24 protein-coding genes are annotated in these 21,725 nt (G+C 58.8%); 18 read left to right on the forward strand and 6 right to left on the reverse strand.

Annotated elements, in window-relative coordinates; all coding sequences use genetic code 11:
- The first annotated feature begins 3 nt into the window (after nt 1–3).
- The 5 genes from AC515T_RS11830 to AC515T_RS11850 all read left to right on the forward strand — a co-directional run bounded on the left by AC515T_RS11830 (nt 4) and on the right by AC515T_RS11850 (nt 4,122).
- On the forward strand, nt 4–765 hold the full coding sequence (locus AC515T_RS11830) for an SDR family NAD(P)-dependent oxidoreductase (RefSeq protein WP_496532611.1): 762 nt from the start codon (nt 4–6) through the stop codon (nt 763–765).
- Between the two features lie 136 nt (nt 766–901).
- On the forward strand, nt 902–1,651 hold the full coding sequence (locus AC515T_RS11835) for an SDR family NAD(P)-dependent oxidoreductase (RefSeq protein ID WP_496532612.1): 750 nt from the start codon (nt 902–904) through the stop codon (nt 1,649–1,651).
- A gap of 13 nt (nt 1,652–1,664) precedes the next feature.
- Nucleotides 1,665–1,964, forward strand: a complete 300-nt coding sequence (locus AC515T_RS11840) for a hypothetical protein (RefSeq protein WP_496532613.1) — start codon at nt 1,665–1,667, stop codon at nt 1,962–1,964.
- Entirely contained in the window at nt 1,961–2,935 is a 975-nt protein-coding gene (locus AC515T_RS11845; RefSeq protein WP_496532614.1) for a CobW family GTP-binding protein, read from the forward strand. The genes AC515T_RS11840 and AC515T_RS11845 overlap by 4 nt, the downstream gene beginning before the upstream one ends.
- Complete coding sequence (locus tag AC515T_RS11850; RefSeq protein WP_281460081.1) at nt 2,932–4,122, forward strand: ABC transporter substrate-binding protein; 1,191 nt, start codon at nt 2,932–2,934, stop codon at nt 4,120–4,122. Before AC515T_RS11845 ends, AC515T_RS11850 begins: the two co-directional genes overlap by 4 nt.
- A 233-nt stretch (nt 4,123–4,355) precedes the next feature.
- On the opposite strand, the gene AC515T_RS11855 is transcribed toward AC515T_RS11850, so the two are convergent.
- On the reverse strand, nt 4,356–5,207 hold the full coding sequence (locus AC515T_RS11855) for an NmrA family NAD(P)-binding protein (protein ID WP_496532615.1): 852 nt from the start codon (nt 5,205–5,207) through the stop codon (nt 4,356–4,358).
- A 111-nt stretch (nt 5,208–5,318) separates the two neighbouring features.
- Here AC515T_RS11855 and AC515T_RS11860 point away from each other — a divergent pair, with 111 nt between their 5' ends.
- The 8 genes from AC515T_RS11860 (at nt 5,319) to AC515T_RS11895 (ending at nt 10,992) form a co-directional block, all read left to right on the forward strand.
- The gene (locus AC515T_RS11860) at nt 5,319–6,224 is read left to right on the forward strand and encodes a LysR family transcriptional regulator (protein ID WP_496532616.1); all 906 of its coding nucleotides are present in this window, start codon (nt 5,319–5,321) and stop codon (nt 6,222–6,224) included.
- Nucleotides 6,225–6,519: 295 nt separating this feature from the next.
- Nucleotides 6,520–6,675, forward strand: coding sequence for an ArsR family transcriptional regulator (locus AC515T_RS11865; RefSeq protein WP_496533212.1), 156 nt, complete (start codon nt 6,520–6,522; stop codon nt 6,673–6,675).
- A complete protein-coding gene (locus AC515T_RS11870) occupies nt 6,668–7,039 on the forward strand; it encodes a metalloregulator ArsR/SmtB family transcription factor (protein ID WP_496532617.1) in 372 nt (123 codons plus the stop codon). Before AC515T_RS11865 ends, AC515T_RS11870 begins: the two co-directional genes overlap by 8 nt.
- 27 nt (nt 7,040–7,066) lie before the next feature.
- Nucleotides 7,067–7,537, forward strand: coding sequence for an arsenate reductase ArsC (locus AC515T_RS11875; protein WP_496532618.1), 471 nt, complete (start codon nt 7,067–7,069; stop codon nt 7,535–7,537).
- A gap of 66 nt (nt 7,538–7,603) precedes the next feature.
- Entirely contained in the window at nt 7,604–8,320 is a 717-nt protein-coding gene (gene arsH, locus AC515T_RS11880) for an arsenical resistance protein ArsH (protein ID WP_496532619.1), read from the forward strand.
- Between the two features lie 45 nt (nt 8,321–8,365).
- Nucleotides 8,366–9,370, forward strand: coding sequence for an ArsJ-associated glyceraldehyde-3-phosphate dehydrogenase (locus tag AC515T_RS11885; protein ID WP_496532620.1), 1,005 nt, complete (start codon nt 8,366–8,368; stop codon nt 9,368–9,370).
- 9 nt (nt 9,371–9,379) lie between these two features.
- On the forward strand, nt 9,380–10,600 hold the full coding sequence (arsJ, locus tag AC515T_RS11890) for an organoarsenical effux MFS transporter ArsJ (RefSeq protein WP_496532621.1): 1,221 nt from the start codon (nt 9,380–9,382) through the stop codon (nt 10,598–10,600).
- Between the two features lie 92 nt (nt 10,601–10,692).
- Nucleotides 10,693–10,992, forward strand: a complete 300-nt coding sequence (locus AC515T_RS11895; RefSeq protein ID WP_122568290.1) for a hypothetical protein — start codon at nt 10,693–10,695, stop codon at nt 10,990–10,992.
- Nucleotides 10,993–11,547: 555 nt separating this feature from the next.
- Here the strand turns inward: AC515T_RS11895 and AC515T_RS11900 are convergent.
- Nucleotides 11,548–12,258, reverse strand: a complete 711-nt coding sequence (locus tag AC515T_RS11900) for a hypothetical protein (protein WP_496532622.1) — start codon at nt 12,256–12,258, stop codon at nt 11,548–11,550.
- A gap of 245 nt (nt 12,259–12,503) precedes the next feature.
- Nucleotides 12,504–13,487, reverse strand: coding sequence for an aldo/keto reductase (locus AC515T_RS11905; protein ID WP_496533121.1), 984 nt, complete (start codon nt 13,485–13,487; stop codon nt 12,504–12,506).
- 391 nt (nt 13,488–13,878) lie between these two features.
- Between AC515T_RS11905 and AC515T_RS11910 the strand changes: the two genes are divergently transcribed.
- Both AC515T_RS11910 and AC515T_RS11915 read left to right on the forward strand, forming a co-directional pair.
- Nucleotides 13,879–14,859, forward strand: a complete 981-nt coding sequence (locus tag AC515T_RS11910) for an AraC family transcriptional regulator (RefSeq protein WP_496532623.1) — start codon at nt 13,879–13,881, stop codon at nt 14,857–14,859.
- 291 nt (nt 14,860–15,150) lie between these two features.
- Nucleotides 15,151–15,606 carry a hypothetical protein gene (locus AC515T_RS11915; protein WP_496532624.1) on the forward strand — a complete coding sequence of 152 codons (456 nt, stop codon included), beginning with the start codon at nt 15,151–15,153 and terminating at the stop codon, nt 15,604–15,606.
- A gap of 40 nt (nt 15,607–15,646) precedes the next feature.
- On the opposite strand, the gene AC515T_RS11920 is transcribed toward AC515T_RS11915, so the two are convergent.
- Nucleotides 15,647–16,423, reverse strand: a complete 777-nt coding sequence (locus AC515T_RS11920) for an SDR family oxidoreductase (protein WP_496532625.1) — start codon at nt 16,421–16,423, stop codon at nt 15,647–15,649.
- A gap of 117 nt (nt 16,424–16,540) precedes the next feature.
- Here AC515T_RS11920 and AC515T_RS11925 point away from each other — a divergent pair, with 117 nt between their 5' ends.
- Nucleotides 16,541–17,467, forward strand: coding sequence for a LysR substrate-binding domain-containing protein (locus AC515T_RS11925; RefSeq protein WP_496533122.1), 927 nt, complete (start codon nt 16,541–16,543; stop codon nt 17,465–17,467).
- Between the two features lie 261 nt (nt 17,468–17,728).
- Here the strand turns inward: AC515T_RS11925 and AC515T_RS11930 are convergent, their stop codons facing one another.
- The gene (locus AC515T_RS11930; protein ID WP_496532626.1) at nt 17,729–18,490 is read right to left on the reverse strand and encodes an alpha/beta hydrolase; all 762 of its coding nucleotides are present in this window, start codon (nt 18,488–18,490) and stop codon (nt 17,729–17,731) included.
- A gap of 114 nt (nt 18,491–18,604) precedes the next feature.
- On the opposite strand from AC515T_RS11930, the gene AC515T_RS11935 reads away from it, so the two are divergent.
- Nucleotides 18,605–20,038 carry an HD domain-containing phosphohydrolase gene (locus AC515T_RS11935; RefSeq protein ID WP_496532627.1) on the forward strand — a complete coding sequence of 478 codons (1,434 nt, stop codon included), beginning with the start codon at nt 18,605–18,607 and terminating at the stop codon, nt 20,036–20,038.
- Between the two features lie 229 nt (nt 20,039–20,267).
- Nucleotides 20,268–20,633, forward strand: a complete 366-nt coding sequence (locus AC515T_RS11940; protein WP_496532628.1) for an avidin-fold protein — start codon at nt 20,268–20,270, stop codon at nt 20,631–20,633.
- 115 nt (nt 20,634–20,748) lie between these two features.
- Here AC515T_RS11940 and AC515T_RS11945 read toward each other — a convergent pair whose 3' ends face one another.
- Entirely contained in the window at nt 20,749–21,642 is an 894-nt protein-coding gene (locus AC515T_RS11945; RefSeq protein WP_496532629.1) for a LysR family transcriptional regulator, read from the reverse strand.
- Nucleotides 21,643–21,725: the final 83 nt, after the last annotated feature.

Raw genomic sequence — 21,725 nt, forward strand, 5'->3', positions numbered from 1 at the left:
TAGATGAGCCGTAAAGTTGCCTTGATTACCGGTGCCGCCAGCGGCATTGGCCAAGCCCTCGCCGTGGCCTATGCGCGCAATGGCGTGGCGGTGGTCGGTGGGTATTACCCGGCCGATCCCCATGACCCGCAGATTACAGCGGCCTTGGTGGAAGAAGCCGGTGGCGAGTGCCTGATGCTACCGCTGGACGTGGGCGATACCGCCTCGGTGGATGCACTGGCCGAACACGCCGTGCAGCGCTTCGGTCGCCTGGATTACGCCGTGGCGAACGCCGGTTTGCTGCGCCGTGCGCCGTTGCTGGAAATGACCGATGCGTTGTGGGACGAGATGCTCAACGTCGACCTGACGGGTGTGATGCGCACCTTTCGCGCGGCGACTCGGCATATGGGCGAGGGCGGTGCATTGGTGGCGATTTCGTCGATTGCCGGCGGCGTGTATGGCTGGCAAGAGCACAGCCATTACGCAGCGGCCAAGGCCGGCGTGCCGGGGTTGTGTCGTTCACTGGCGGTGGAGTTGGCAGCGAAGGGCATTCGTTGCAATGCGGTGATCCCAGGGTTGATCGAGACGCCGCAGTCATTGGATGCGAAGAACTCCCTTGGGCCGGAGGGCTTGGCGAAAGCTGCGAAGGCGATTCCGTTGGGGCGGGTAGGGCGCGCGGATGAAGTGGCTTCGTTGGTGCAGTTCTTGACCAGTGATGCGTCGAGTTACCTGACCGGGCAGAGCATCGTCATCGACGGTGGCCTGACCGTGCGCTGGCCCGACTGACTGTACTCAATTCAAATGTGGGAGCGGGCGTGCTCGCGAATGTGGTCTGTCAGTCACAACTGATTTATCTGAAACACCGCATTCGCGAGCAAGCCCGCTCCCACATGGGACCTGTGTTTGCTTCAGGAGATTCTACATGCCTCAACTTACCAACCGTCGCGCCGTGATCACCGGCGCTGGCAGCGGTATCGGTGCCGCCATCGCTCGTGCCTATGCGGCTGAAGGCGCGCGCCTGGTGCTGGCCGACCGCAACGCCGTCAGCCTCGCCGAAACCGCGATCACCTGCCGCAACCTCGGCGCTGACGTGGTGGAGTGCCTCGCCGATGTAGGCACCGTCGAAGGCGCCCAGGCCAGTGTCGACCGTTGCGTCGAGCACTTCGGCGGCATCGACATTTTGGTCAATAACGCTGGCATGCTCACCCAGGCGCGCTGCGTCGACCTCACGATCGAGATGTGGAACGACATGCTGCGCGTTGACCTCACCAGCGTGTTCGTCGCCAGCCAGCGCGCCTTGCCGCATATGCTCGCTCAGCGTTGGGGGCGGATCATCAACGTGGCCTCGCAACTGGGTATCAAGGGCGGCGCTGAACTCACCCATTACGCCGCGGCCAAGGCCGGGGTCATCGGCTTCACCAAGTCCTTGGCGCTGGAAGTCGCCAAGGACAACGTACTGGTCAATGCGATCGCTCCGGGGCCGATTGAAACGCCATTGGTCGTCGGGATCAGTGCCGACTGGAAACGCGCCAAGGCCGCCGAATTGCCCCTCGGCCGGTTCGGCCTGGCGGACGAGGTGGCGCCCACCGCTGTGCTGCTGGCCAGCGAGCCGGGTGGCAACCTGTTCGTTGGCCAGACCCTCGGCCCGAACTCCGGCGATGTCATGCCATGAGTGAGGTGTAGCCATGTGCGGACTCTGCGGTTTGCTCGGCGAAGACCTGCACTGGAGCGACCCTCTGGGCGATGAACTGCCCAGGCGCCGCGAACGTCTGCGTCGCATCGCCGCGATCAATCAGGTACTGGCGGTGTTCCGGCTCAAGGTCGAAGACTTTCAGGGCGCCTCTTATCTGCTGCTCGGCGCGACCGGCAAGCAAGCGCTGGTGAGTGGCCTGGATCCACTCTGGCGAGCGGCCGAAACCATGCTCGGTCGCCCGTTGGATCCCCTGGACCCGCATCTGTTGGATCATTTGGAGTCAGCCGTATGAGCATCGCTCTCAATGTCATCACCGGCTTTCTCGGCAGCGGCAAAACCACCTTGCTCAAGCGCTTGCTGCAAGGCGAAAGCCTCGGCGATACGGCTTTGCTGATCAACGAATTCGGCGACGTCGGTATCGACCATTTGCTGATGGAAGAAGTCGCTCCGGATACCGTGCTGCTGCCCAGTGGCTGCGTCTGTTGCTCGATTCGAGGCGAACTGAAAGACGCATTGCTCGGTCTGCTGCAACGCCGTGAGCGTGGCGAAATCCCGGCGTTCAAACGGGTGATCCTGGAGACCACCGGCCTGGCCGACCCGGCGCCGATCCTCGCCACTCTGAACAACGACGCGCAACTGCGCGGGCGTTTCCATATCGGCCTGGTGATTACCCTGGTGGATGCCAGCCACGCCACTGTGCAAGAACGCCTGCACCCGGAATGGCTGGCCCAGGTCGCCGCCGCGGACCGCTTGCTGTTGAGCAAGACCGACCTGGTGGAGGACTGCGCCCCACTGCGCGCGCACCTGCAAGCGCTCAATGCCGGTACACCGATCCTCAACACCTGCGACGTCCACAGCGGCGATCAGCTGTTGCTGGGTGAAGGTTTGCGCAGCGCCGAACCGACAGTGGAAGTCCGTCGCTGGCAACTGCATCGCAGTACCAGCGCCACCCACGGCACCGCGCAAGTGTGCAGCCTGACCTTCGACCAGCCGTTGGATTGGGTCGGCTTCGGGGTTTGGTTGTCGATGCTGTTAAGATGCCACGGCGAACGAATTCTACGTGTCAAAGGACTGCTCAACGTGAACACCAGTAACGCCCCCATCGTCATCCATGGTGTGCAGCATTGCCTGCATGCCCCGGTACACTTGCCTGCCTGGCCGGGCACTGATCGACAGTCGCGTCTGGTGTTTATCCTGCGTGGTCTCGACCCCGCGCTGCTGCGCCGCTCCTTTGACGTGTTCTCCCAGCGGTTCGCCGCATGATCACACTGCGCGTCCTCGGCACCTCAGTGACCTTGCTCGAATGCCTGCGTGTTCGTGCCGAACAGGAATTGGGCATTCACCTGGTGTACCAGGTGCACGATGTCGAGCAGGCCCAGCGCATCGCGGTGATGCAGCCCGACAGCTATGACTTGTACGATCAATGGTTCCATAACGTCGACTTCGTATGGCCGGCCCGGGCGATCCAGCCCATCGATACGCGACGCATTGCGTTGTGGCATGAAATCAACGACCTGCCCAAGCGCGGCCGCCTGTCCGCCAACGATCGGTTGGGCAGCGGCAGCGTGCCTAGCGAGCGCTTATTCGTGCAGCACGATGGCAGTCTCGGCAGCACTGTTACTGAGCGAATCAGCATGCTGCCCTTGACCCATAACGCCGACAGTTTCGCCTACCGCCCCGAGCGCTTGCCCGAGGGGTTTCGCCACGACAACGAGAGTTGGGGATGGTTGCTCGACCCTGCGTGGCGCGCGCGCACTGCGCTGCAAAGCGATGCGGCCATCGGTGCCCTGGATGCCGCGCTGGCGGTGCAGGGCGCGGGACTTGCGCGCTTCAAGGACATCGGCAATATGAGCATCGAAGAGATCGATGTGCTGGCCGACATTCTGGTGCGCAAACAGAAGGAGGGTCACTTTGCGGCGTTCTGGTCCGATGACGAGGAGGCGGCGCAATTGATGCTCAGCCCAAGCATCGATATCCAGAGCCTGTGGTCGCCGACCTTGATGCGCCTGCATCGCGCCGGGGTGAAATACCGTCTGGCGGTGCCTCGCGAGGGCTACCGCGCCTGGTTCGGCGGTTTGTCATTGTCTCGCCACGCCCAGGGCCCGGTGCTGGATGCGGCCTACGCCTACCTCAATTGGTGGTTGTCCGGCTGGCCCGGCGCGGTGATGGCGCGCCAGGGTTACTACATCGGCAACCCGGCGCGCAGCCGCGACCATCTGAGCAGTGCCGAGTGGGATTACTGGTACGCCGGCCAACCTGCGCGGGAGGAGTTGCTGGGCAGTGATGGTTTGCCGCTGATTGACATCGGCGATGTGCGCGATGGTGGTTCCTATGAGCAGCGCATGGGGCACATCGCTGTGTGGAACTCGGTGATGGATGAGCACAACTATCTGGTGCGTCGCTGGGGGGATATTTTACGGGCGGGGGCGAAAAGCTCCCGCAGACCGTGAGTTTCTGAACCTGAGTTGAGTCTTTTCCTGCGCCGGCAAGAAAAGAAACCTCTATATTTCAATGGGTCGGACGCCAGATACGAGTCTCGTTTTTCGCTCCAAGATTCAGAAAAAGGCCAATGTCTCCATCGGCGCTCCGTTACGATCAGGCTATAGGTTGGAAACCATTGACCATGATCGTTTCCCAGGAGGGCACGGATACGAGATCAACATCGCGTTGCCTTCGAAGGCTGTCAGCGGGAAAGAAGCGCCGACAGAACTTCTTTCAATGCAACGCGCCCCTTGCGCGGGATGCCTTCAAAGCGAATCCAGCCTTCATTGAAACCATGGAGCATCTGAATGCGCGGATGAGGGTTATTCATGCCTTGAGAGCGCAAGAGTGCTTCCCAGGTATCGCTGGGCACCACAGCCATTTTCACCGGCTTGTCCAGCAGCTCCGATAACGTCGCCGCGATATCATTGGGCGTAACCTGTTGCTCGGATTCCAGCTCGACGATTCGCTTGCCGTACCAGTTTTCCTGCAGCAACTCGGCGCTTACTCGGCCGACGTCAGCAGTCGCGATCATAGGAACGGGTTTATCCAATGGCTGAAGGAAGCTTGGGATAACGCCGTCGCGCTTGGCGGGCTCAATGTCCCAAAGACTGTTTTCCATGAACCAGGCTGGACGCAGGAACGTGATCGGCAGGTCCAGCGTGGCAAAACTCTGTTCAAGGATTTGAAGCTGGTTCAGCAAGTTCGGCTGACGTGCTTGGGCGCCAATCGTGGAAATACACACCACCTTCTCAGGTTTCGCTGTTTCCAGCGCGGCGCGCAGGTTCTCGATGATGTGGCGTGTTTCTGGAAAACCTTCGCAAGGATCGAAGTTGGGAGGCAGCAGAATGAATACGCCGGTGCTGGCACTGAACGCAGCGGCCAACGCACTCACATCGTTAGCGTCTGCGACCGCAACCTCACATCCTTTGGCGGCCCATGCCTTGCCTTTTTCAGCGTCACGTACCACGACTCTGACGTGCTTATTGGCAGCCAGCAGGTTGCGAGCAACTTCCGCACCTACCTGGCCTGTAACACCCATTACCGTATACATATGAGTTCCTCTTACAGAGCGACCCGTTGCCGCTATGGGTGAATTATTGCGTTGCTTTTGATCCTTCTGCGATATCATGAATATCATTAATTTAATGACGGAAAATCATTAATGGGCTTCGACGGGCGTTTGGTCAGCGGTATGGGGGTGCTCTCTGCCGTAGTGGATAGCGGGAGCTTCGTTAAAGCTGCTGATGCGCTGGACATGACCCAGTCCGGAGTGAGTAGGGCTGTCGCGCGTCTCGAAGCGAGGTTGGGGATCCGTTTGTTTGACCGCACGACTCGATCGGTAAAGCTCACAGATGAAGGGCGCCGACTGTATGAAGAAATAGCGCCGCTGCTCGCCGGATTGGAGGAAGCGGCAACGATGGCCTCTGGCAGTGCAACCGCAGTACGGGGAAGGCTTCGCGTTAATGTTGACCCGTATTTCTCCAGGCTGATCTTGGCCCCTGCCCTTGGAAGCTTCATGGCTACCTATCCCGCGATTGAGCTGGATCTCGTGACCCGAGAACAGCTGGGGGACCTGGTGGCAGACGGGATTGACCTCGCTGTGCGCTTTGGCGAGCAACCTTCTTCCTCATTAATTGGCAGGCAGTTGCTGCAAACACGAGTGCTCACTGTTGCTTCTCCGGCTTATCTGAAAAAACACGGTCGACCACTCCATCCGTCCGAGCTTGAGAGCTCGGACCATGTGTGTGTCGATTTTCGAAATCCTCAAACCGGCAAGCCGTTCATCTGGGAGTTCCATCGAGGTCATGAGCGTTTGAATGTCAAAACGCACGGAAGGCTAATGGTCAATGACGTCGGCACGATGCACCGAATCTGCGAGGACGGGCAGGCCGTTGCCCAGGTGTTGGAGTTAGGTGTAGAGACGGCGCTGCGCGAGGGACGGCTCATCGAACTCTTTCCGGATTGGCCCGATGAGTATTTTCCTCTCTACGCGTTGTACCCCTCACGGCATTTGCCGCCGGCCAAGGTGCGGGCATTTCTTGAGTTTGTGGTAGCGCTTAGTCGATGAGGAAGCCCTCGGATGGTCTGGTTTCGATTTTTCCCTGCTTGGCACTGCCCGTAATGTTTCAGGGCTGGATCCGGATAACTGGCTACAGGCTTATTGCAAAATTCATATATACGATTGTCCGGATGTATAAGCTGGGCTTTGCTGAGGAGTATTCTGTTTGTCCCCGTAAATAGCGGGATTCAGAGGGGCGTTGTCGTTAAGGACTGGTTTTTTAGAGTTTTCTCTGGCGCTGGACTTTACCTGATATGTATAAAAACATATATTCGGTAAGCCGTATGTGATCGAGATCTTCACGATGACCAGCAAAACCCGCGTTCTGTTCGTTTGTACCGTCAACGCTGCCCGCTCACAGTCCAAGCCCGACGCATTTCGCCACACGCTTCATGAAATTCATGAGCGCATCAAGATGTTCGTCTTGGTGGAACCAAACGCTGAGAATCGATATGGCTGACCATCTGACACCCACCACTGTTTTTAAATGCCTGGCTGATGAAACCCGTGTCCGCACCATGTTGCTCATCACTCGGGAAGGAGAGCTTTGTGTTTGCGAACTGACCTGCGCGTTGAACGAGAGTCAGCCAAAAATCTCCAGGCACCTGGCGCAGTTGCGCACATGCGGTCTGCTTTCGGATCGTCGACAAGGCCAATGGGTTTATTACCGACTGCACCCCAATCTCCCCGATTGGGTTCATCAAGTGCTGACCACTACGTTCGAAAGCAACAAGCACTGGTTAAGCCCTGATGCCACACGCCTTGATGAAATGGGTGACCGTCCTGAACGTGCAGCCGTGTGCTGTGAAAACAAGGTCGCTTGATTCCGTCCTCGACTACGAGACCGCCCGATGAAAATCCTTTTTCTCTGCACTGCCAACAGCTGCCGCAGCATCCTGTGTGAAGCAGTCTTCAACCACTTGGCAGCTGACGGCATGAAAGCCTACAGCGCAGGCAGTCAACCCAAAGGCGAAGTGCATCCGCTGAGTCTCAAAACGTTGGAAAAGGCTGGTATCTCGACGCTCGGGCTGTTCAGCAAGTCCAGTGATGCTCATATGAGCTTGGCACCTGATTTCGTCATCACGGTGTGCGACAAGGCTGCCGGGGAGGCATGTCCTGTATTTTTCGGGCCGGCCACCAAGGCCCATTGGGGGTTGGCTGATCCTTCGCAATACCACGGAACTCAAGAAGAGATAGAGGCGGCGTTTGAAGTCACCCTGGAGCAGATCAGAACCCGCATCCAAGCCTTCCTGGCTCTACCGCTTTCTCAACTGAGTGCCGAGCAGCTCAAGGCAGAGCTGGCTCTCATTGGCACGCTGTAACCACAGGGGCAATGAAACGCCGCTGGTTCGAAGGCTCCAAGAGCGCTGCTGCGCAGGACAATGACTATGTACGATGACCACATCCCCCAACTCAATACTGAACTGATCGATCTACCGTCGACAGACAAGCTCGGCATCGAAAAAATCTCCAACCACAAACCACGCATTTTGCTGCTGTACGGGTCCACTCGTGAGCGCTCCTTCAGTCGTTTGTTGGTGGAGGAGGCCGCTCGGCTGCTGGAGCATTTCGGCGCCGAGACGCGGATTTTCAATCCGTCAGGTTTGCCACTGCCGGATGACGCACCCGACGACCATCCACGGGTGAAGGAGCTGCGTGACTGGGTGTTGTGGTCCGAGGGGCAGGTCTGGTGCTCTCCGGAGCGTCACGGAAACATCAGCGCTGTGTTCAAGGCGCAGATCGACTGGGTGCCACTGGCCATGGGCGCGGTGCGACCGACTCAGGGCAAGACCCTTGCGGTGATGCAAGTGTGCGGCGGCTCGCAGTCGTTCAACGTGGTCAATCAGTTGCGAGTGCTGGGACGTTGGATGCGTATGCTCACCATCCCCAACCAATCGTCCGTGCCGAAGGCCTATATGGAATTCGACGATAACGGTCGGATGAAACCTTCTGCGTTCTACGACCGTGTCGTGGATGTGATGGAAGAGTTGGTGAAGTTCACGCTATTGCTTCGCGATCGTCAGGACTATCTGGTGGACCGTTACTCCGAGCGCAAGGAGTCGGCAGAAGAACTGATGAAGCGTGTGAACCAGCGGTCGATTTGACACCCAGTCGAAAGCCCACTGACAACAGAGACAGAGCACAACAACATGACTATTAAAATTGGCATCAATGGTTTTGGCCGGATCGGTCGCCTTGCTCTGCGGGCAGCCTGGAATTGGCCTGAGTTCGAATTCGTGCAGATCAACGACCCGGCGGGCGACGCGGTGACCCATGCGCACTTGATCAACTTCGACTCGGTGCATGGCCGTTGGAACAACGAAGCCAGCGCCGACGGCGACAACGTCGTCATCGACGGTAAACGGATCAAAGTAACGGCCAACAAGGCGATCGCCGAGACAGATTGGTCGGGCTGCGATCTGGTGATCGAAGCCAGCGGCAAGATGAAAACCGTGGGGGTGTTGCAGGCCTACCTGGATCAGGGCGTCAAGCGTGTAGTGGTCTGCGCTCCGGTGAAAGAGCCGGGCGCGTTGAACGTTGTCATGGGCGTCAACCAGCACCTGTTCGATCCTGTGCAGCACCGCATCGTCACCGCGGCTTCATGCACCACCAACTGTTTGGCCCCCGTCGTGAAAGTCATCCACGAAAAGCTGGGCATTCGCCACGGCTCGATCACCACCATCCATGACCTGACCAACACCCAGAGCATCCTCGATCAGCCGCACAAGGATCTGCGTCGTGCACGTGCTTCGGGCATGAGCCTGATTCCGACCAGCACGGGCTCGGCCACCGCCATCGCCGAAATCTTCCCGGAGCTGCGTGGGCGCCTGAATGGTCATGCCGTGCGCGTGCCGCTGGCCAACGCTTCGCTGACCGACTGTGTCTTCGAAGTCGAGCGGGCCACCACTGTCGAAGAAGTGAATCAGTTCCTCAAGGACGCTTCCGAGAACGAACTCAAAGATATCCTCGGTTTTGAGGAGCGTCCGTTGGTGTCCATCGATTACCGTACCGACCCGCGCTCATCGATCATAGATGCGCTGTCGACCATGGTCATCAATGGCACCCAGGTCAAACTCTATGCCTGGTACGACAACGAATGGGGTTATGCCAACCGCGCCGTCGAATTGGCCAGGCTGGTCGGTCTGGCAGTCTGAGGAGCGGTCATGAAAGCCTTGTCAGCCCTCGCACCGGAAGTTCGGCAGTACCTGCTCGTGACGGGCAACTACTGGGCCTTCACCCTCACCGACGGCGCCCTGCGCATGTTGGTGGTGCTGCACTTTCATGCGTTGGGCTACAGCCCACTGCAAATCGCCGCGTTGTTTCTGTTCTACGAGATCTTTGGCGTGATCACCAACCTGGTGGGTGGTTATCTCGGCGCTCGACTGGGTCTTAACCGGACCATGAACATCGGGCTGGGCATCCAGGTCGCAGCACTGCTGATGCTCACGGTTCCGGTTGCCTGGCTGACCATCCCCTGGGTAATGGGTGCCCAGGCGCTCTCTGGGATTGCCAAAGACCTGAACAAGATGAGTGCCAAAAGCTCGATCAAGTTGCTGGTCCCCGATGGGCAGCAAGGCAAGCTCTATCAATGGGTGGCGATCCTCACCGGCTCGAAGAACGCACTCAAGGGCGTCGGCTTCTTTCTTGGCGGAGCCTTGCTGGCCCTGATCGGCTTCAAAGGCGCCTTGCTGGCCATGGCGTGCGTCCTGGCGCTGATCTGGATCAGCAGCGTGATTTTGTTGAAGAAGGACCTGGGCAAGGCAAAAGCCAAACCCAAGTTCCGCGATATCTTGTCCAAAAGCCGGGCAGTCAACATCCTTTCGGCGGCGCGAATGTTCCTGTTCGGCGCCCGGGATGTCTGGTTCGTGGTGGCCTTGCCGGTGTACTTGAGCAGCGTGTTCGGCTGGGATTTCTGGAGGGTTGGCGGCTTCCTGGCGGCCTGGGTGATTGGCTACGGTATTGTGCAGTCCTTCGCACCCAACATCACCGGCAAGAAAAGTGGGCATGTACCGGATGGTCGTGCAGCTTTTGTGTGGGCACTTGCGCTGGCGGGCCTGCCAGCCTTGATTGCGCTTGGGCTCGACAGCGGGTGGTCACCACAGACGGTACTGCTAGGCGGTCTCATGGTCTTTGGCGCGTTGTTCGCAGTGAATTCGTCCCTGCACAGCTACCTGATCGTGTCCTATGCCAACGAAGACGGCGTATCCCTGGACGTGGGTTTCTACTACATGTCCAACGCCATGGGACGACTGATTGGCACCGTGCTCTCCGGCTGGGTTTATCAGCTGTACGGTCTGGAGGCGTGCTTGTGGATCTCGAGCGTGTTCGTATTGCTGGCTGCCCTGATTTCCATCGCATTGCCAAGGCATGCCCAGGCGATTTGAAGGCATTCCGATGTGGCAGCGGCAAGGAACTGGGAACGACCCGCTGTGCCTGTAAGTCTACCGGTATCTACTCATTGGTAAGGTACAGCGCAATGGATAAGACAATCACCGTGGATCAATTGGCTACCACTGACCTTAGATCAATCAACGAGATATGGCTCGGCGGGACTCATACCCAGCTATGCCTATGGCGTGGCGAACAAGTCTTCACTCACGAAATGCTCAGCGAGGGCACCCACGATCAGAATGTCCGACGCCTGTGCTTGCAGTTGGTCGACCCTGACGATCAGGCCGCAGTAGCCAGCGTTGAGCTGATCGCGCGCGAACGGCTGAAAAAGATGGGGAAGGAGGGCGAGTTTTATCCGGCTGAGGAGGCGGACACTCATCAATGAGAGTGTCCGTCTCACGCTGTTTTTCAACGCCAGCAAATGGATGATGGCGTACGGTTTAATCGGCCAGTGTCCAGAATACGGGCGCATCGAATCCGTAGGTTCACTCCGCCAGGAGCGCTTCACGCTTCCATCTAGTTATCCAAGAAATCCGTGAGTATGTCTGTGGATAACCGCGCTGATGCTAGGTAGGCACAGCGTTTTAACGGGCGTTCAAAAAATGTACAGGCAGGTTGGCATCACCTCCTGCGGTAGGCCATTTGAATTTAAACAGGGTGCTGAAAATCGGGTCAGCTTGCATGCGAGCTCATTCTTTCGACACCCCGGTCACCACAGAAAGCGAATTCGATTCAGAACTTGGTAATGGGCAGCTCACCCTGCGTATGGTGGCCCAAGGCGTGAGGCTCAGTTTGGCGGTCATCACGATCGAGCCCACCTTCAAGGGCTGGAGCTCGATTGGGTCAAAGCGCCTACGTTGAACAAGCTTCGTTCGTGGATCAAAGGCGATCAATCCTGTTAACCGTTGATTGCGTTGCGACAGCGAAGCCAGGCCCCACGTTAAGACGGCGGGCTGAGCGAAGGAGATTTTCTTATTCCCGCGGCAGAGTTTAACCAGAGCAGAGTTGCTGCGAGGGAGGCGGCCACTATCAGGGTAAGCCACATGATGACCAACAGGGTGAATGTGACGCTGTTGTTTAACTCACGAAAAATGCCGAAGGCAAACGCCGTGTACCAAGACGCACCCGAAACCGCACCGGCTGCGAGAAATAAGGCAGCTCTCCTGCGGGAAACGCCAAAGAGCAGGGGGCGACTCAAGTCGCGTAGTGCTTCTGGCAACACAAACGCGTGGATGATTATTCCATTGATGGTCAAGACGATCACCACAATTACTTTCGCCCAGAGTTTAGGATTTTCAAACTTTTCCGGCGACTCCATCGCGTAAAGAGCAAGGAAACCAAGGCCTGAAAGCCACAGGAGGCATAGTCCAAGAGCGACCGCGTCGCTGATGAAGTGAAAGGTGCGTCCGAGTTCAACCGGGAGGCTACCCCTGCGCATCCAACGTAAAATCCAGAGGTCTAGCATCGTCGCTCCACCGAGCCCGAAGCACATACCGAGCAGGTGCATACCTACAAGGAGTGTCAGAACCTTCAGCTGTGGGAGCGGATCAGGCAATGGAACGCTGAACGCAAGTGTGTCCGCGAGTAAGTAGCCACTGCTGGAGAGCGCAAGTAGGCCGCTGAAAATCATGAGAGACGTTCGTGTTTTCATTTATTACGACCTTAGGCTAGCGTTCTTATTTGAACGCGTGCGCAGTTTATTTGCTGGAGAATAAGGTCCTTGAATTCTCACTGTTATGGATATAAGTGATTGCCGCGGCAGGAAGCTAAAGCTTGCTTCGGTAAGGTAATAAAGTGGCTGCTGTCTGCATCGTTGTTGCAACCACCCGCCACGGGATAAAACCTGGCTGGCGACGATGTCTTCACATCAGCAGGTGGCACGAGCGAGAACTTTCCTCATGAAGGAACCGGTGCTTGAGCATCGATCAAGCTCTGGCTCTTCAACTCCGCCCAAAAGGCTGGCGGAATACCGACCTTCATCGCCTGTACATTGGAAACTACCTGCCCCGGCGAACGCGCCCCCGGAATAATCGCGGACACTTGAGGATGTGCCGCTGCGAACTGCAGGGCGGCAGTATGAATGTCGATGCCATGTCGGCTGGCAATCGCCATGATTCGTCCGCGCTTTTCTACCGCTCCGGCAGGTAGATCCTGGCTGAAGTTATATCGGTTGCGGCCTCCCAGAAACCCATCATTCAGGGGTGTTCCAATCACGACACTCGTGCCCTTGCTGCTCAATGCCGGAAAGGTGTTGCGCAACGCATCGCCGTGGTCGAGGAGGGAATACTGACAGGCAAGCAACACGATGTCGGGCGTCGGGTCATCACTGGTCAGTGCCTGAACTACAGCATTCGGCGTATTGACTCCGAAGCCCCATGCCTTGATGAGTCCCTCATCGCGCATTTTTTCAAGCTCAACCATTGCCCCTGTGCGCGCAATTCGATACGCCGCTTCCCATCCGCCTTCCAGCTCAGTGTTATCTGGCGAGAGGTCATGGATAAAGACGATATCGATACGTGGCAGCCCCAGACGCTGCAGACTGTCTTCCACGGAGCGTCGCGTGCCTGCTGCGGTGTAGTCATATCGGTAGTTGAAGGGCGCTGGCGACTTCCAGATGGCATGGTCCGCGCGCAGGCCACCAGCGGCCGTCAATACGCGGCCGACCTTGGTGGAGATCACATAGTCGTCTGGATCTTTGTCATGCAGGAAGCGGCCCAGACGATACTCACTCAAGCCAAACCCGTAGAACGGCGACGTGTCGTAGAGCCTTACGCCCGCACCCCAAGCAGCCTGCAGGACCAGGCCCGCCTGCTCGTCGCTGATCGGCGCAAAGATATTGCCGATCTGCGTCCCGCCTATGCCAAAGCGTTGAGGCGTCATGTATCTCATTGTCTGCGAGGGCGAATTGAGGGGCAAGTCGGCGCGCACCTGCCGGCCTTCAGTGCGCATCACGCTTCCACGCTCTGTCAGCGAAGAGGGCGCTGGGACCGCAGCCACCGAATGTGCGACAGCCGATGCTGGCAGCAAAGCGGCTGCAACTGCACTGGCCGCCGAATAGGTAAGAAAATCTCGTCTGTCCATCCAAAACTTTCCTTTCGCGACTGAGGTTTCACGGGCTCATCGAAGCCGGTATTCGTGCTAGAAGTTAGAGCAACGAGGGTTGGCCAGGTGACCCTAATGCGCCATATCTTTTGCACAATCCTGCCGATGCACTTGTGCTGCTCACGCACTCTCAGCAAACTCGAGCTTTCCATATATAGGGGCGCATGTGATGACGAGCGGTTCCATCTCGCAGTTCCGTTTCAGCCATGTGCATTCCCTGGGCGTGCATGAACCCGCTCAGCCCAACGAACGCCGCCAGGCACTCAGACGGCTTATCGAAAAAGTCACTTTGCAGATTGGCTTGACCGAGGTTTGCACGACGTCGATTCCAGGCTTGACCTTTTATCGAGTGGCCGAGCCAGGTACGCCCAAGTACTGCATTTATGAGCCTTGCGTGGCGATCATTCTGCAGGGCGCGAAGGAGATCACGTTCGGCGAGGAAGCCTGTGAGTTCGGGCAAGGGACGTTTTTTGTCACTTCGGTCGATATACCCACACTGGCTCGCGTTAACGCGGCTAGCGAACAAACCCCCTATTTATCAATTGTGTTGAAGCTCGATTTTTCTCTGCTCAACGAGGTGATCCTGACCCTGGAGCCGCCAAAGCAGGAAATGGCTACTGAGGCGCGTGGCTTCGTATCCGGTGTGGCGACGAGTGAGCTGCTCGACGCGTTCGCTCGACTCGCCACGCTGATCGAACGGCCGCTTGAAGCAGGCTTGATGTCAGGCCTTATCAAGCGGGAGATATACGGTAGGCTGCTGCTCAGTGAAGCGGGGCATTTGTTGCGCAGCGTCACTCGCGATGGTTACCGAGACAAGGGCATCGTGAGAGCCATTGAATGGCTAAAATATCACTACGACAAACCGCTGCACGTGGCCGACCTCGCCGAACGATCAGGAATGGCCAGCTCTACCCTGCATCACCGGTTTCGCAAGCTGACAGGCACCAGCCCCATTCAGTATCAAAAATCGTTACGGCTGCAAGCCGCGCGCAGCCTGATGTTGACCGATAGGGTCGACGTGAACACCGCCGCGCTGCGGGTCGGCTATGAAAGCGTCGCCCAGTTCAGCCGCGAATACGCCCGACGTTTCGGAGCCCCTCCCTCGAGAGACATCAAGCACGCTCGGGAAAATGGCAGGCGGCTCGACTAGCCGCGCTACGCATGACGGGTGGGTATAGAGATCCCGGCGCGAAGTGACCGCGTCTATCACTGACTCACTTTCGCGGAGCGGCTGGCTTGAAAGTCGGCGGCTTTGCGTGAGGGATCTGACCGCATGATTTCGTAAGGCCGCACCTGTTCCAAAGTGGCCACCATGGGCTGTATCAGCAAGTGGAACAGACTAATGTCGTGGTAGTCTTCAAGAGCGCGCCCCTGGCAACGGACTGTTCTTGCAGGGGGACGGTCCACAACGTTGGAGTATGTTTTCCATAGGAGGTTTTGCATGCCCTGGAAGTCAAATCTTGGAGTGCTCGCCCTGTCTGCCGTTGCCTTTTCGGCGCAGGCCCAATCCGATCGTCAAGTGGTCGAGGACATGGTTACTCGCTCGGCCAATGTCTGCCCAGGCCACAGCACCGAGCGCACCACGCCCACCGTGAAGGCGGTGCCTGTCGGTGCGTTGCGGGTTATGCTTGACCGCGGCCTGGTCATGTGCCCCGACCGGCGCCTCGATGTCGACGCGCCGGCTGTGTTCTACGGTAGGGTTGGCGTATTCGAATGGAACCCCGAAGTGCCTGCAAGCTCGGAGGTGATCGCCAAGCAGATCGACGCCATGACCCGCAAGGACGAGTACCCGTCGGACACCTTGGTTTGGGATGCCAAGGGTATGCCACTTGAGCAGCGCACTGTGCCGGCTTTCGAACCCAAGCCAGGGGCTGCTGTGCTGTACAAGGTACGGTAAGCCCTATCGACTTCTGCAGAGCCGAAACGCCCCATACCTCTTATGAAGCCGTTGGAATGGTGCCGCCATCAATGACAAATTCGCTGCCCGTGATGGATGCCGCGCGAGGCGAAGCCAGGAAGGCAATGAGGTTCGCCACTTCTGCAGGTTTCGAGGGCCGGCCGAGTGGAATACCGCCTAGCGCGTTCATGATCATCTGCTTGCCGCCTTCGTAGTCGGTACCTGCTTCTTTCGCCAGGCGCTCGGCGAAGGCGACCGACGCCTCGGTTTCAACCCACCCCGGTGATACCCGGACAACACGCACGCCTTTTGGCGAGACCTCCTTCGACAGGCTTTTGCTGTAAGTCGAGAGCGCAGCCTTGGCCGCCGCGTAAGCGGTCGTTGCTTCAGGCAGAGGCAGCCGGTTTTGAATGGAGGTCACGTGGATGATGACGCCCTCGTTTCGTTCGAGCATGCTCGGCAACAAGGCACGGTCGATGCGCACGGCTGGAAACAGGTTCAGATCGAGCTCGCGTTGCCAGTGCTCCTCGTCCAGTGCAGCAAAGCCGCCACCCGGTGCCGATGAGCCGCCCAGTACGTGGACGATGATGTCGACGTCTCCCAATATTCGTTTGGTCGCGGCCACCAAGGTCTCACAACCCTCCCGGGTCGATAGGTCAGCCGGAACGCATAAGTCTGGCGGCATTTCGATGTTTGCCTGGCGAGCCGAGGTCAGCACTTTTGCGCCTTCGTCGAGCAGCAGCTCAACAACCGCTTTGCCGACGCCCTTGGTGCCGCCGGTAACCAGAATGCGCTTGCCTTTCAAATCAAGATTCATGGCGTAATCTCCCTCTCTGACGGTGAATTGATGACACCCAGTGATCTTGTCGCCCGCGGGATAGTTTGCTCAACTGGCATAAACGTAATGGCCAATCCCGATAAACAGGACAATCAAATGCCGGATCTTCGTGTAGGGCTTAACGAGTTGGAGGCGGTGACGGCCGTGGCGCGCCGGGCCTCGTTTCGACAGGCCGCTATCGACTTGAGTGTTTCGACGACTGCGTTGAGCAATACCATCGCGAAGGTGGAGTCGAACCTTGAAACGCGGCTGTTCAATCGCACCACACGCAGCGTGTCGCTCACCGAGGCCGGCAGGATGTACATGGAGCAAGTCGGGCCGGCGCTACAGGATGTTCGCGCGGCGCTTGAGGCGGTGCGCTCGCACAATGTGGGACCTTCGGGAGTCTTGCGCATCAATGCCTTTGCAAGTGCCGCGCGTACGACCCTGATGCCGCTGATTCTGGAGTTTTCGCGGCGTTACCCAAAGGTGCACATCGATCTGGTTACCGAAGGGCGTCTGGTGGATATCGTTGCTGACGGCTTCGACCTCGGCGTGCGGTCTGCCAATCTGGTACCCAGCGACATGATCGTCGTCCCGCTGGGCCGACCGCAACGTTACGCCATCGTGGGCTCGCCAGCGTACTTCGAGGTGCACGGCCAGCCTCGGACTCCAGCCGATCTACTCACTCATCACTGCTTACGGATCCGCCTGCCCAACGGTGCCATTTATCCGTGGCATCTGGAACGCGACGGGGAGGTCATCAGGCTGGATGTGAACGGGCAGTTCACACTGGACGAGCCTGGTCTTGCCAAGGCGGTAGTCGGGGCCGCCGTGGCCCTCGGTTTTTTCATGGAACAGGACGTTCAAGCCGAAATCGAGAACGGAGAGTTTGAGCGGGTTCTGGAGGATTGGACGCCAGCGCGAGACAACTTGTGTTTGTATTACCCGAACCGGCGCAACCCTTCGGCAGCGCTCAAGGCGTTTACCGACTTGGCCCGTGCCAACCTGGTTGGCAACGAGAGACTGGCGCTACGGAGCTGAGCATCCTTTTCGAGGTTGTTGGCTCGAACGGAGTCACGGGCGCATGCATGAAGCTCATAGGTCGTCAGTGGCCCGTACAGCCTCCACGGCCCGCTCGCCGATCACCACGCCCGGGGCCATCGTATTGCATCGCCTGATGCGATGACTGCTGCGAGGGAAGTGCGTTGCGTCCGAGCTTCCGCCACCCTGTCCTGAAACCGGTGGCAATCCATTCAGACGCCGCAGCGCTTCCCTCGATCCCGACGCAGAAGGCGCCTGGAATCACTGGCTCTTCTGAACCGCCTGGATGATGACTTTTGCGACATCTGCCGGGCGAGATTGTTGTGGCACGTGGCTGGCTTCGATTTCGGTGACCTTGGCACCGATCTTCTTGGCAAAAGCGCGTTGCAGATCAGGCTGGATCATCCGGTCTTCCTTGGCCACAACGTACCAGGTTGGCTTGCCTTTCCAGGCGGCGGCGCTGGTTTTGTCATCGAAGGCCGAGGCCCGGATCGGCCCTTGCGTCGCGGCCATTACCGCGGTTTGCTCTGGGGGAAGATCCTGGGCAAAACCGGTGGCCATGCCCTCGGTGGTCATGTACAGGAAACCGTTTTTGTCGGCGGCGATGTCTTTCACGCCGGACGGGGCAGGGTAGTCCTTGCCCAGGTCTTTACTGGCTTGACCGGCATCCGGAGCGAACGCGGCGACGTACACCAGGCTGCGTACTTTCTTGTCGGTGCCAGCCTCGCTGATGACGGTACCGCCCCAGGAATGGCCGACCAATACGACGTCGTTCTCCTGGTTGTTCAGCACACGCTGCGTGGCGGCGACATCGTCCGCCAGCGAGGTCAACGGATTTTGTACCACGGTGACCTTGATGCCTTCCGCCTGCAGCAGCGGGACGACCTTGCCCCAGTCGGATCCGTCGGCGAAAGCGCCATGGACGATGACGACAGAAGGTTGCTGCGCCGCGGCATGGACCGCGCCGCCGAACAATGAACAGGTCATGGCGAGTGTGAGGGCAAGGGCCTTGGGTTTGAACATGATGCGATCTCCTGTAGGGGGTGAGCGCAGTTTCAGCGATACTCGGCGGCTGAGGTATCGGTCATTTATCCGAGGCCATCAACAATGTTCAATCGGATACCCGGAGGAAACGACATGTCAGCAGGTGACTGTATCGAATTGGAAGACGCCATCCTGGCGTTGTCCATGGTGGGCGACCTGAGCATGGGCCAGCCGTTCGATCAGTCGCGCCGCACCGCCCGATTGGTGCAGATGCTCGCGCAGGCGTGCAATGGCGCTGGCGAGCACACCGAGATCGGACGTCAGGTGGCCTTGCTGCGCTGGTCAGGGTGCACCGCCAATGCCGAGGGCTTCACCCGACTGCTGGGCGATGACGTCGAGGGCCGCAACGCGATGCTGACGCAAACCCTCAGCGCGGCAGGCCAGCGAGCGATGCGCAGGTCCACGCCGCTGGCGCAGATTCATTGCGAGGTGTCCGGTGATATCGCTCATACACTGGGCTTAAGCACCGAAGTCGAACACGGGCTGCGTCATGTGTTTGAGCAATACGACGGCGAGGGGCGGCCGTCCGGCCTGCGTCATCCGCAGGTGCCGGAGGTGGTTTATCAAGTGTTGCTCGCCGGTGATCTGGAAATCCTGGCCCGCAGGCACGGTCTGGAGGCGGCATTGCAGTGGATCGCCAGCAAGCGTGATCGACGCTATCCAGCAGCGCTCGCCGCCCAAATGCTGCAACACGCCGAAGATTGGCTCGCTCAACTGCGCACGCCACATGTTGCTGCGTCGCGGCACACCGCACCATCGGTGCCGCTGACCCTTGTCAGCGATGTGATCGATCTCAAGCTGCCATGGCTGTCGGGGTATTCGCGACGTTCTTCGGAGCTGGTCCAAGAGGCCGCCAGGCTTTCGGGGCTGCCAGAGGCATCAGTAGACAATCTCGGCCAAGCGGCGCTGATCCATGGCCTTGGCCGCGCAGCGGTGCCCAATCGAGTCTGGAATACCCCGGGTGCGTTATTGGAAGGCGATCTTGAGCAAGTGCGATTGGTGCCTTACTGGACGTCGCGGGCCTGTAGCCAGATACCGGCGCTGGCAGTGTCGGGCCAGATAGCGGCCCATGCCTACGAGCGACTGGATGGCAGTGGTTACTTCCGCAGTCTCAACGGTGACGCGCTGCAAAGCGAACATCGCTTGCTGGCCGCGGCCCTGGCTTGGCAAGCGTTGCTGAGCGAGCGGCCGTGGCGGCCGGCCTTCAGTCAGGACGATGCCGCCCGCTTGTTGCTGGACGAGGCGGACCAGGGACGCTTTGACCGACGGGCCTGTCAGGCGGTCATCGCGGCGGCGCGCGGGGACACGATGATGACTGCCTGCAGGCCGAGCGCTAGCCTGCTTTCCGAGCGCGAAGCCGAAATTCTACGGCGTATCAGCACAGGAGGAAGCAACAAGGAAGTGGCGCGTCAGCTAGGCATCAGTCCGAGCACGGTCCGCACCCATGTGGAAAACGTGTTCCGTAAACTTCAATGTACCACCCGTGCGGCTGCGACCCTCAAAGCCCTGACGCTGGGGTTGATTTGAGGTTAAGTCGAATAAGTTTTTTTGGCGCCCAGGCAAAAGCTCAAGAAGCTGTAGATAGGATGGAGGTGGCGCTTGTGAAAGCCGCCACCTTCATTCTTGGCGTCGGCCGTGAGCCAACCTAACGGTCAATTGCGCATGCGCTGACGCTTGCGACTGACAGAATCATGCTGCTCGGAAAAATGGTTTAAGGTGCACAGTTCTGAAATGGATTTCTCAAAGGACGCGATTGATGGAAACTGCTTTGTCTCAACTCAGCGAGCGCTTGGACAAGCGCCGATTCACTGTCGCGAACAATAGCCAGGGGCTATCCGGTACCGGGACGGTATTTCACTACTTCGTCGAAGAAGGCACTATCACCAGCCACTACCAAGGCGGACGGATCCGTATAGGAAGCCAAATCGGACGCGTGACAGGCCCAGATACCATTGAGCTGCTTTACCAGTGTTTAACGACTGACGGGGAGATTCTCGCCGGTTGGTCGCGCGGTACAGTGGGCACTGATCAAGCGGGTCGCACAACGCTCCACTTCGTCTGGGGTTGGTTGTCGGGCGCGGTGGGAGGTGGCGAATCCAATTACATCGAGCTTGTGGACTAGCGGGCTGATCAGGACTTAATCAATCTGAAGCGATAGACCACGACCAGCACCGTTGGCCAGAACAATGTATTGGCAATGGCATGGAGACAAGCTGCCCACCGCCAGCTGACAACCCTCACATCCGATGATGCTCCAGCAGAAAGTCCACGAACACTCGCACCCGCGCCGGCATCGCCGAGCCACCTACGAACACCGCATGAATCGGCTCCCGGTCTCCGGGATTCCATTCTTCCAGCAGCGGTACCAGATCGCCGCGCTGCAGGTCCTCGGCGACGGTGAACTCGCCGATGCGCGCAATGCCGGCACCTACCCGTGCGAGCTGTGCCAGCGCTTCACCACTGCTGCATTCGATGTTGCCGCTGACCTTCAGGGAAAACGCTCTGCCGTCGCGGGTGAACGGCCAGTTGGGTTCGGCGCGACGGAAATTGAAACGCAGGCAGTTGTGCCGTAGCAGGTCTTCCGGTTCCTGGGGTGTGCCATGGCGCTCCAGATACTCGGGCGAAGCCACCACCACTTGGCCGGTGTCGCCGATCCTGCGCGCGGTCAGCGGGCTGTCGGGCAGATGGCCAAAGCGTACCGCCACGTCGGCCTGGCCGCCGAGAATGTCGACCACTTCGTCGCCGAGGGTGAGGTCGACGACGATGTTCGGGTAGCGGGCGCTGAATGCTGCCACCAAGGGAACGATGGTCTGCCGCCCATGGCCGAGGGCGGCACTGACCCGCAACCGGCCCTTGGGCACGCCCTGGTCGGCGATGGCTTCCTCGACCTCGGCCATGTCGGCCAGGATACGTCGGGCGCCGCGCAGGTAAGCCTCGCCCTCGGCGGTGAAGGTGATCGATCGAGTGGTACGCAATAGCAGGCGGGTGCCAAGACGTTGTTCGGTACGCGCGATGACCCGACTGACTGCCGAAGGTGTCAGCCCCAATGCACGCGCGGCGGCCGACAAGCTGCCTTCCTGCGCTACCGTGGCGAACACAGCCATTTCACCGGATCTGCCGTTGAAGTCCATTTGTGCTCCTTACGCAAAGGTGATTGCCAAAAATGCCATCTACCGCCAGTAAAGGCAGGATCGTAGCATCTGCGGCATAGATA

Source organism: Pseudomonas sp. FSO-7 (assembly GCF_059579345.1).

Bases quoted from the DNA above. Each gene is read 5' to 3' on its own strand.
- AC515T_RS11830 (WP_496532611.1), top strand. From the start codon at position 4: ATGAGCCGTAAAGTTGCCTTGATTACCGGTGCCGCCAGCGGCATTGGC.
- AC515T_RS11835 (WP_496532612.1), top strand. From the start codon at position 902: ATGCCTCAACTTACCAACCGTCGCGCCGTGATCACCGGCGCTGGCAGC.
- AC515T_RS11840 (WP_496532613.1), top strand. From the start codon at position 1,665: ATGTGCGGACTCTGCGGTTTGCTCGGCGAAGACCTGCACTGGAGCGAC.
- AC515T_RS11845 (WP_496532614.1), top strand. From the start codon at position 1,961: ATGAGCATCGCTCTCAATGTCATCACCGGCTTTCTCGGCAGCGGCAAA.
- AC515T_RS11850 (WP_281460081.1), top strand. From the start codon at position 2,932: ATGATCACACTGCGCGTCCTCGGCACCTCAGTGACCTTGCTCGAATGC.
- AC515T_RS11855 (WP_496532615.1), bottom strand. From the start codon at position 5,207: ATGTATACGGTAATGGGTGTTACAGGCCAGGTAGGTGCGGAAGTTGCT.
- AC515T_RS11860 (WP_496532616.1), top strand. From the start codon at position 5,319: ATGGGCTTCGACGGGCGTTTGGTCAGCGGTATGGGGGTGCTCTCTGCC.
- AC515T_RS11865 (WP_496533212.1), top strand. From the start codon at position 6,520: ATGACCAGCAAAACCCGCGTTCTGTTCGTTTGTACCGTCAACGCTGCC.
- AC515T_RS11870 (WP_496532617.1), top strand. From the start codon at position 6,668: ATGGCTGACCATCTGACACCCACCACTGTTTTTAAATGCCTGGCTGAT.
- AC515T_RS11875 (WP_496532618.1), top strand. From the start codon at position 7,067: ATGAAAATCCTTTTTCTCTGCACTGCCAACAGCTGCCGCAGCATCCTG.
- arsH (WP_496532619.1), top strand. From the start codon at position 7,604: ATGTACGATGACCACATCCCCCAACTCAATACTGAACTGATCGATCTA.
- AC515T_RS11885 (WP_496532620.1), top strand. From the start codon at position 8,366: ATGACTATTAAAATTGGCATCAATGGTTTTGGCCGGATCGGTCGCCTT.
- arsJ (WP_496532621.1), top strand. From the start codon at position 9,380: ATGAAAGCCTTGTCAGCCCTCGCACCGGAAGTTCGGCAGTACCTGCTC.
- AC515T_RS11895 (WP_122568290.1), top strand. From the start codon at position 10,693: ATGGATAAGACAATCACCGTGGATCAATTGGCTACCACTGACCTTAGA.
- AC515T_RS11900 (WP_496532622.1), bottom strand. From the start codon at position 12,258: ATGAAAACACGAACGTCTCTCATGATTTTCAGCGGCCTACTTGCGCTC.
- AC515T_RS11905 (WP_496533121.1), bottom strand. From the start codon at position 13,487: ATGACGCCTCAACGCTTTGGCATAGGCGGGACGCAGATCGGCAATATC.
- AC515T_RS11910 (WP_496532623.1), top strand. From the start codon at position 13,879: ATGACGAGCGGTTCCATCTCGCAGTTCCGTTTCAGCCATGTGCATTCC.
- AC515T_RS11915 (WP_496532624.1), top strand. From the start codon at position 15,151: ATGCCCTGGAAGTCAAATCTTGGAGTGCTCGCCCTGTCTGCCGTTGCC.
- AC515T_RS11920 (WP_496532625.1), bottom strand. From the start codon at position 16,423: ATGAATCTTGATTTGAAAGGCAAGCGCATTCTGGTTACCGGCGGCACC.
- AC515T_RS11925 (WP_496533122.1), top strand. From the start codon at position 16,541: ATGCCGGATCTTCGTGTAGGGCTTAACGAGTTGGAGGCGGTGACGGCC.
- AC515T_RS11930 (WP_496532626.1), bottom strand. From the start codon at position 18,490: ATGTTCAAACCCAAGGCCCTTGCCCTCACACTCGCCATGACCTGTTCA.
- AC515T_RS11935 (WP_496532627.1), top strand. From the start codon at position 18,605: ATGTCAGCAGGTGACTGTATCGAATTGGAAGACGCCATCCTGGCGTTG.
- AC515T_RS11940 (WP_496532628.1), top strand. From the start codon at position 20,268: ATGGAAACTGCTTTGTCTCAACTCAGCGAGCGCTTGGACAAGCGCCGA.
- AC515T_RS11945 (WP_496532629.1), bottom strand. From the start codon at position 21,642: ATGGACTTCAACGGCAGATCCGGTGAAATGGCTGTGTTCGCCACGGTA.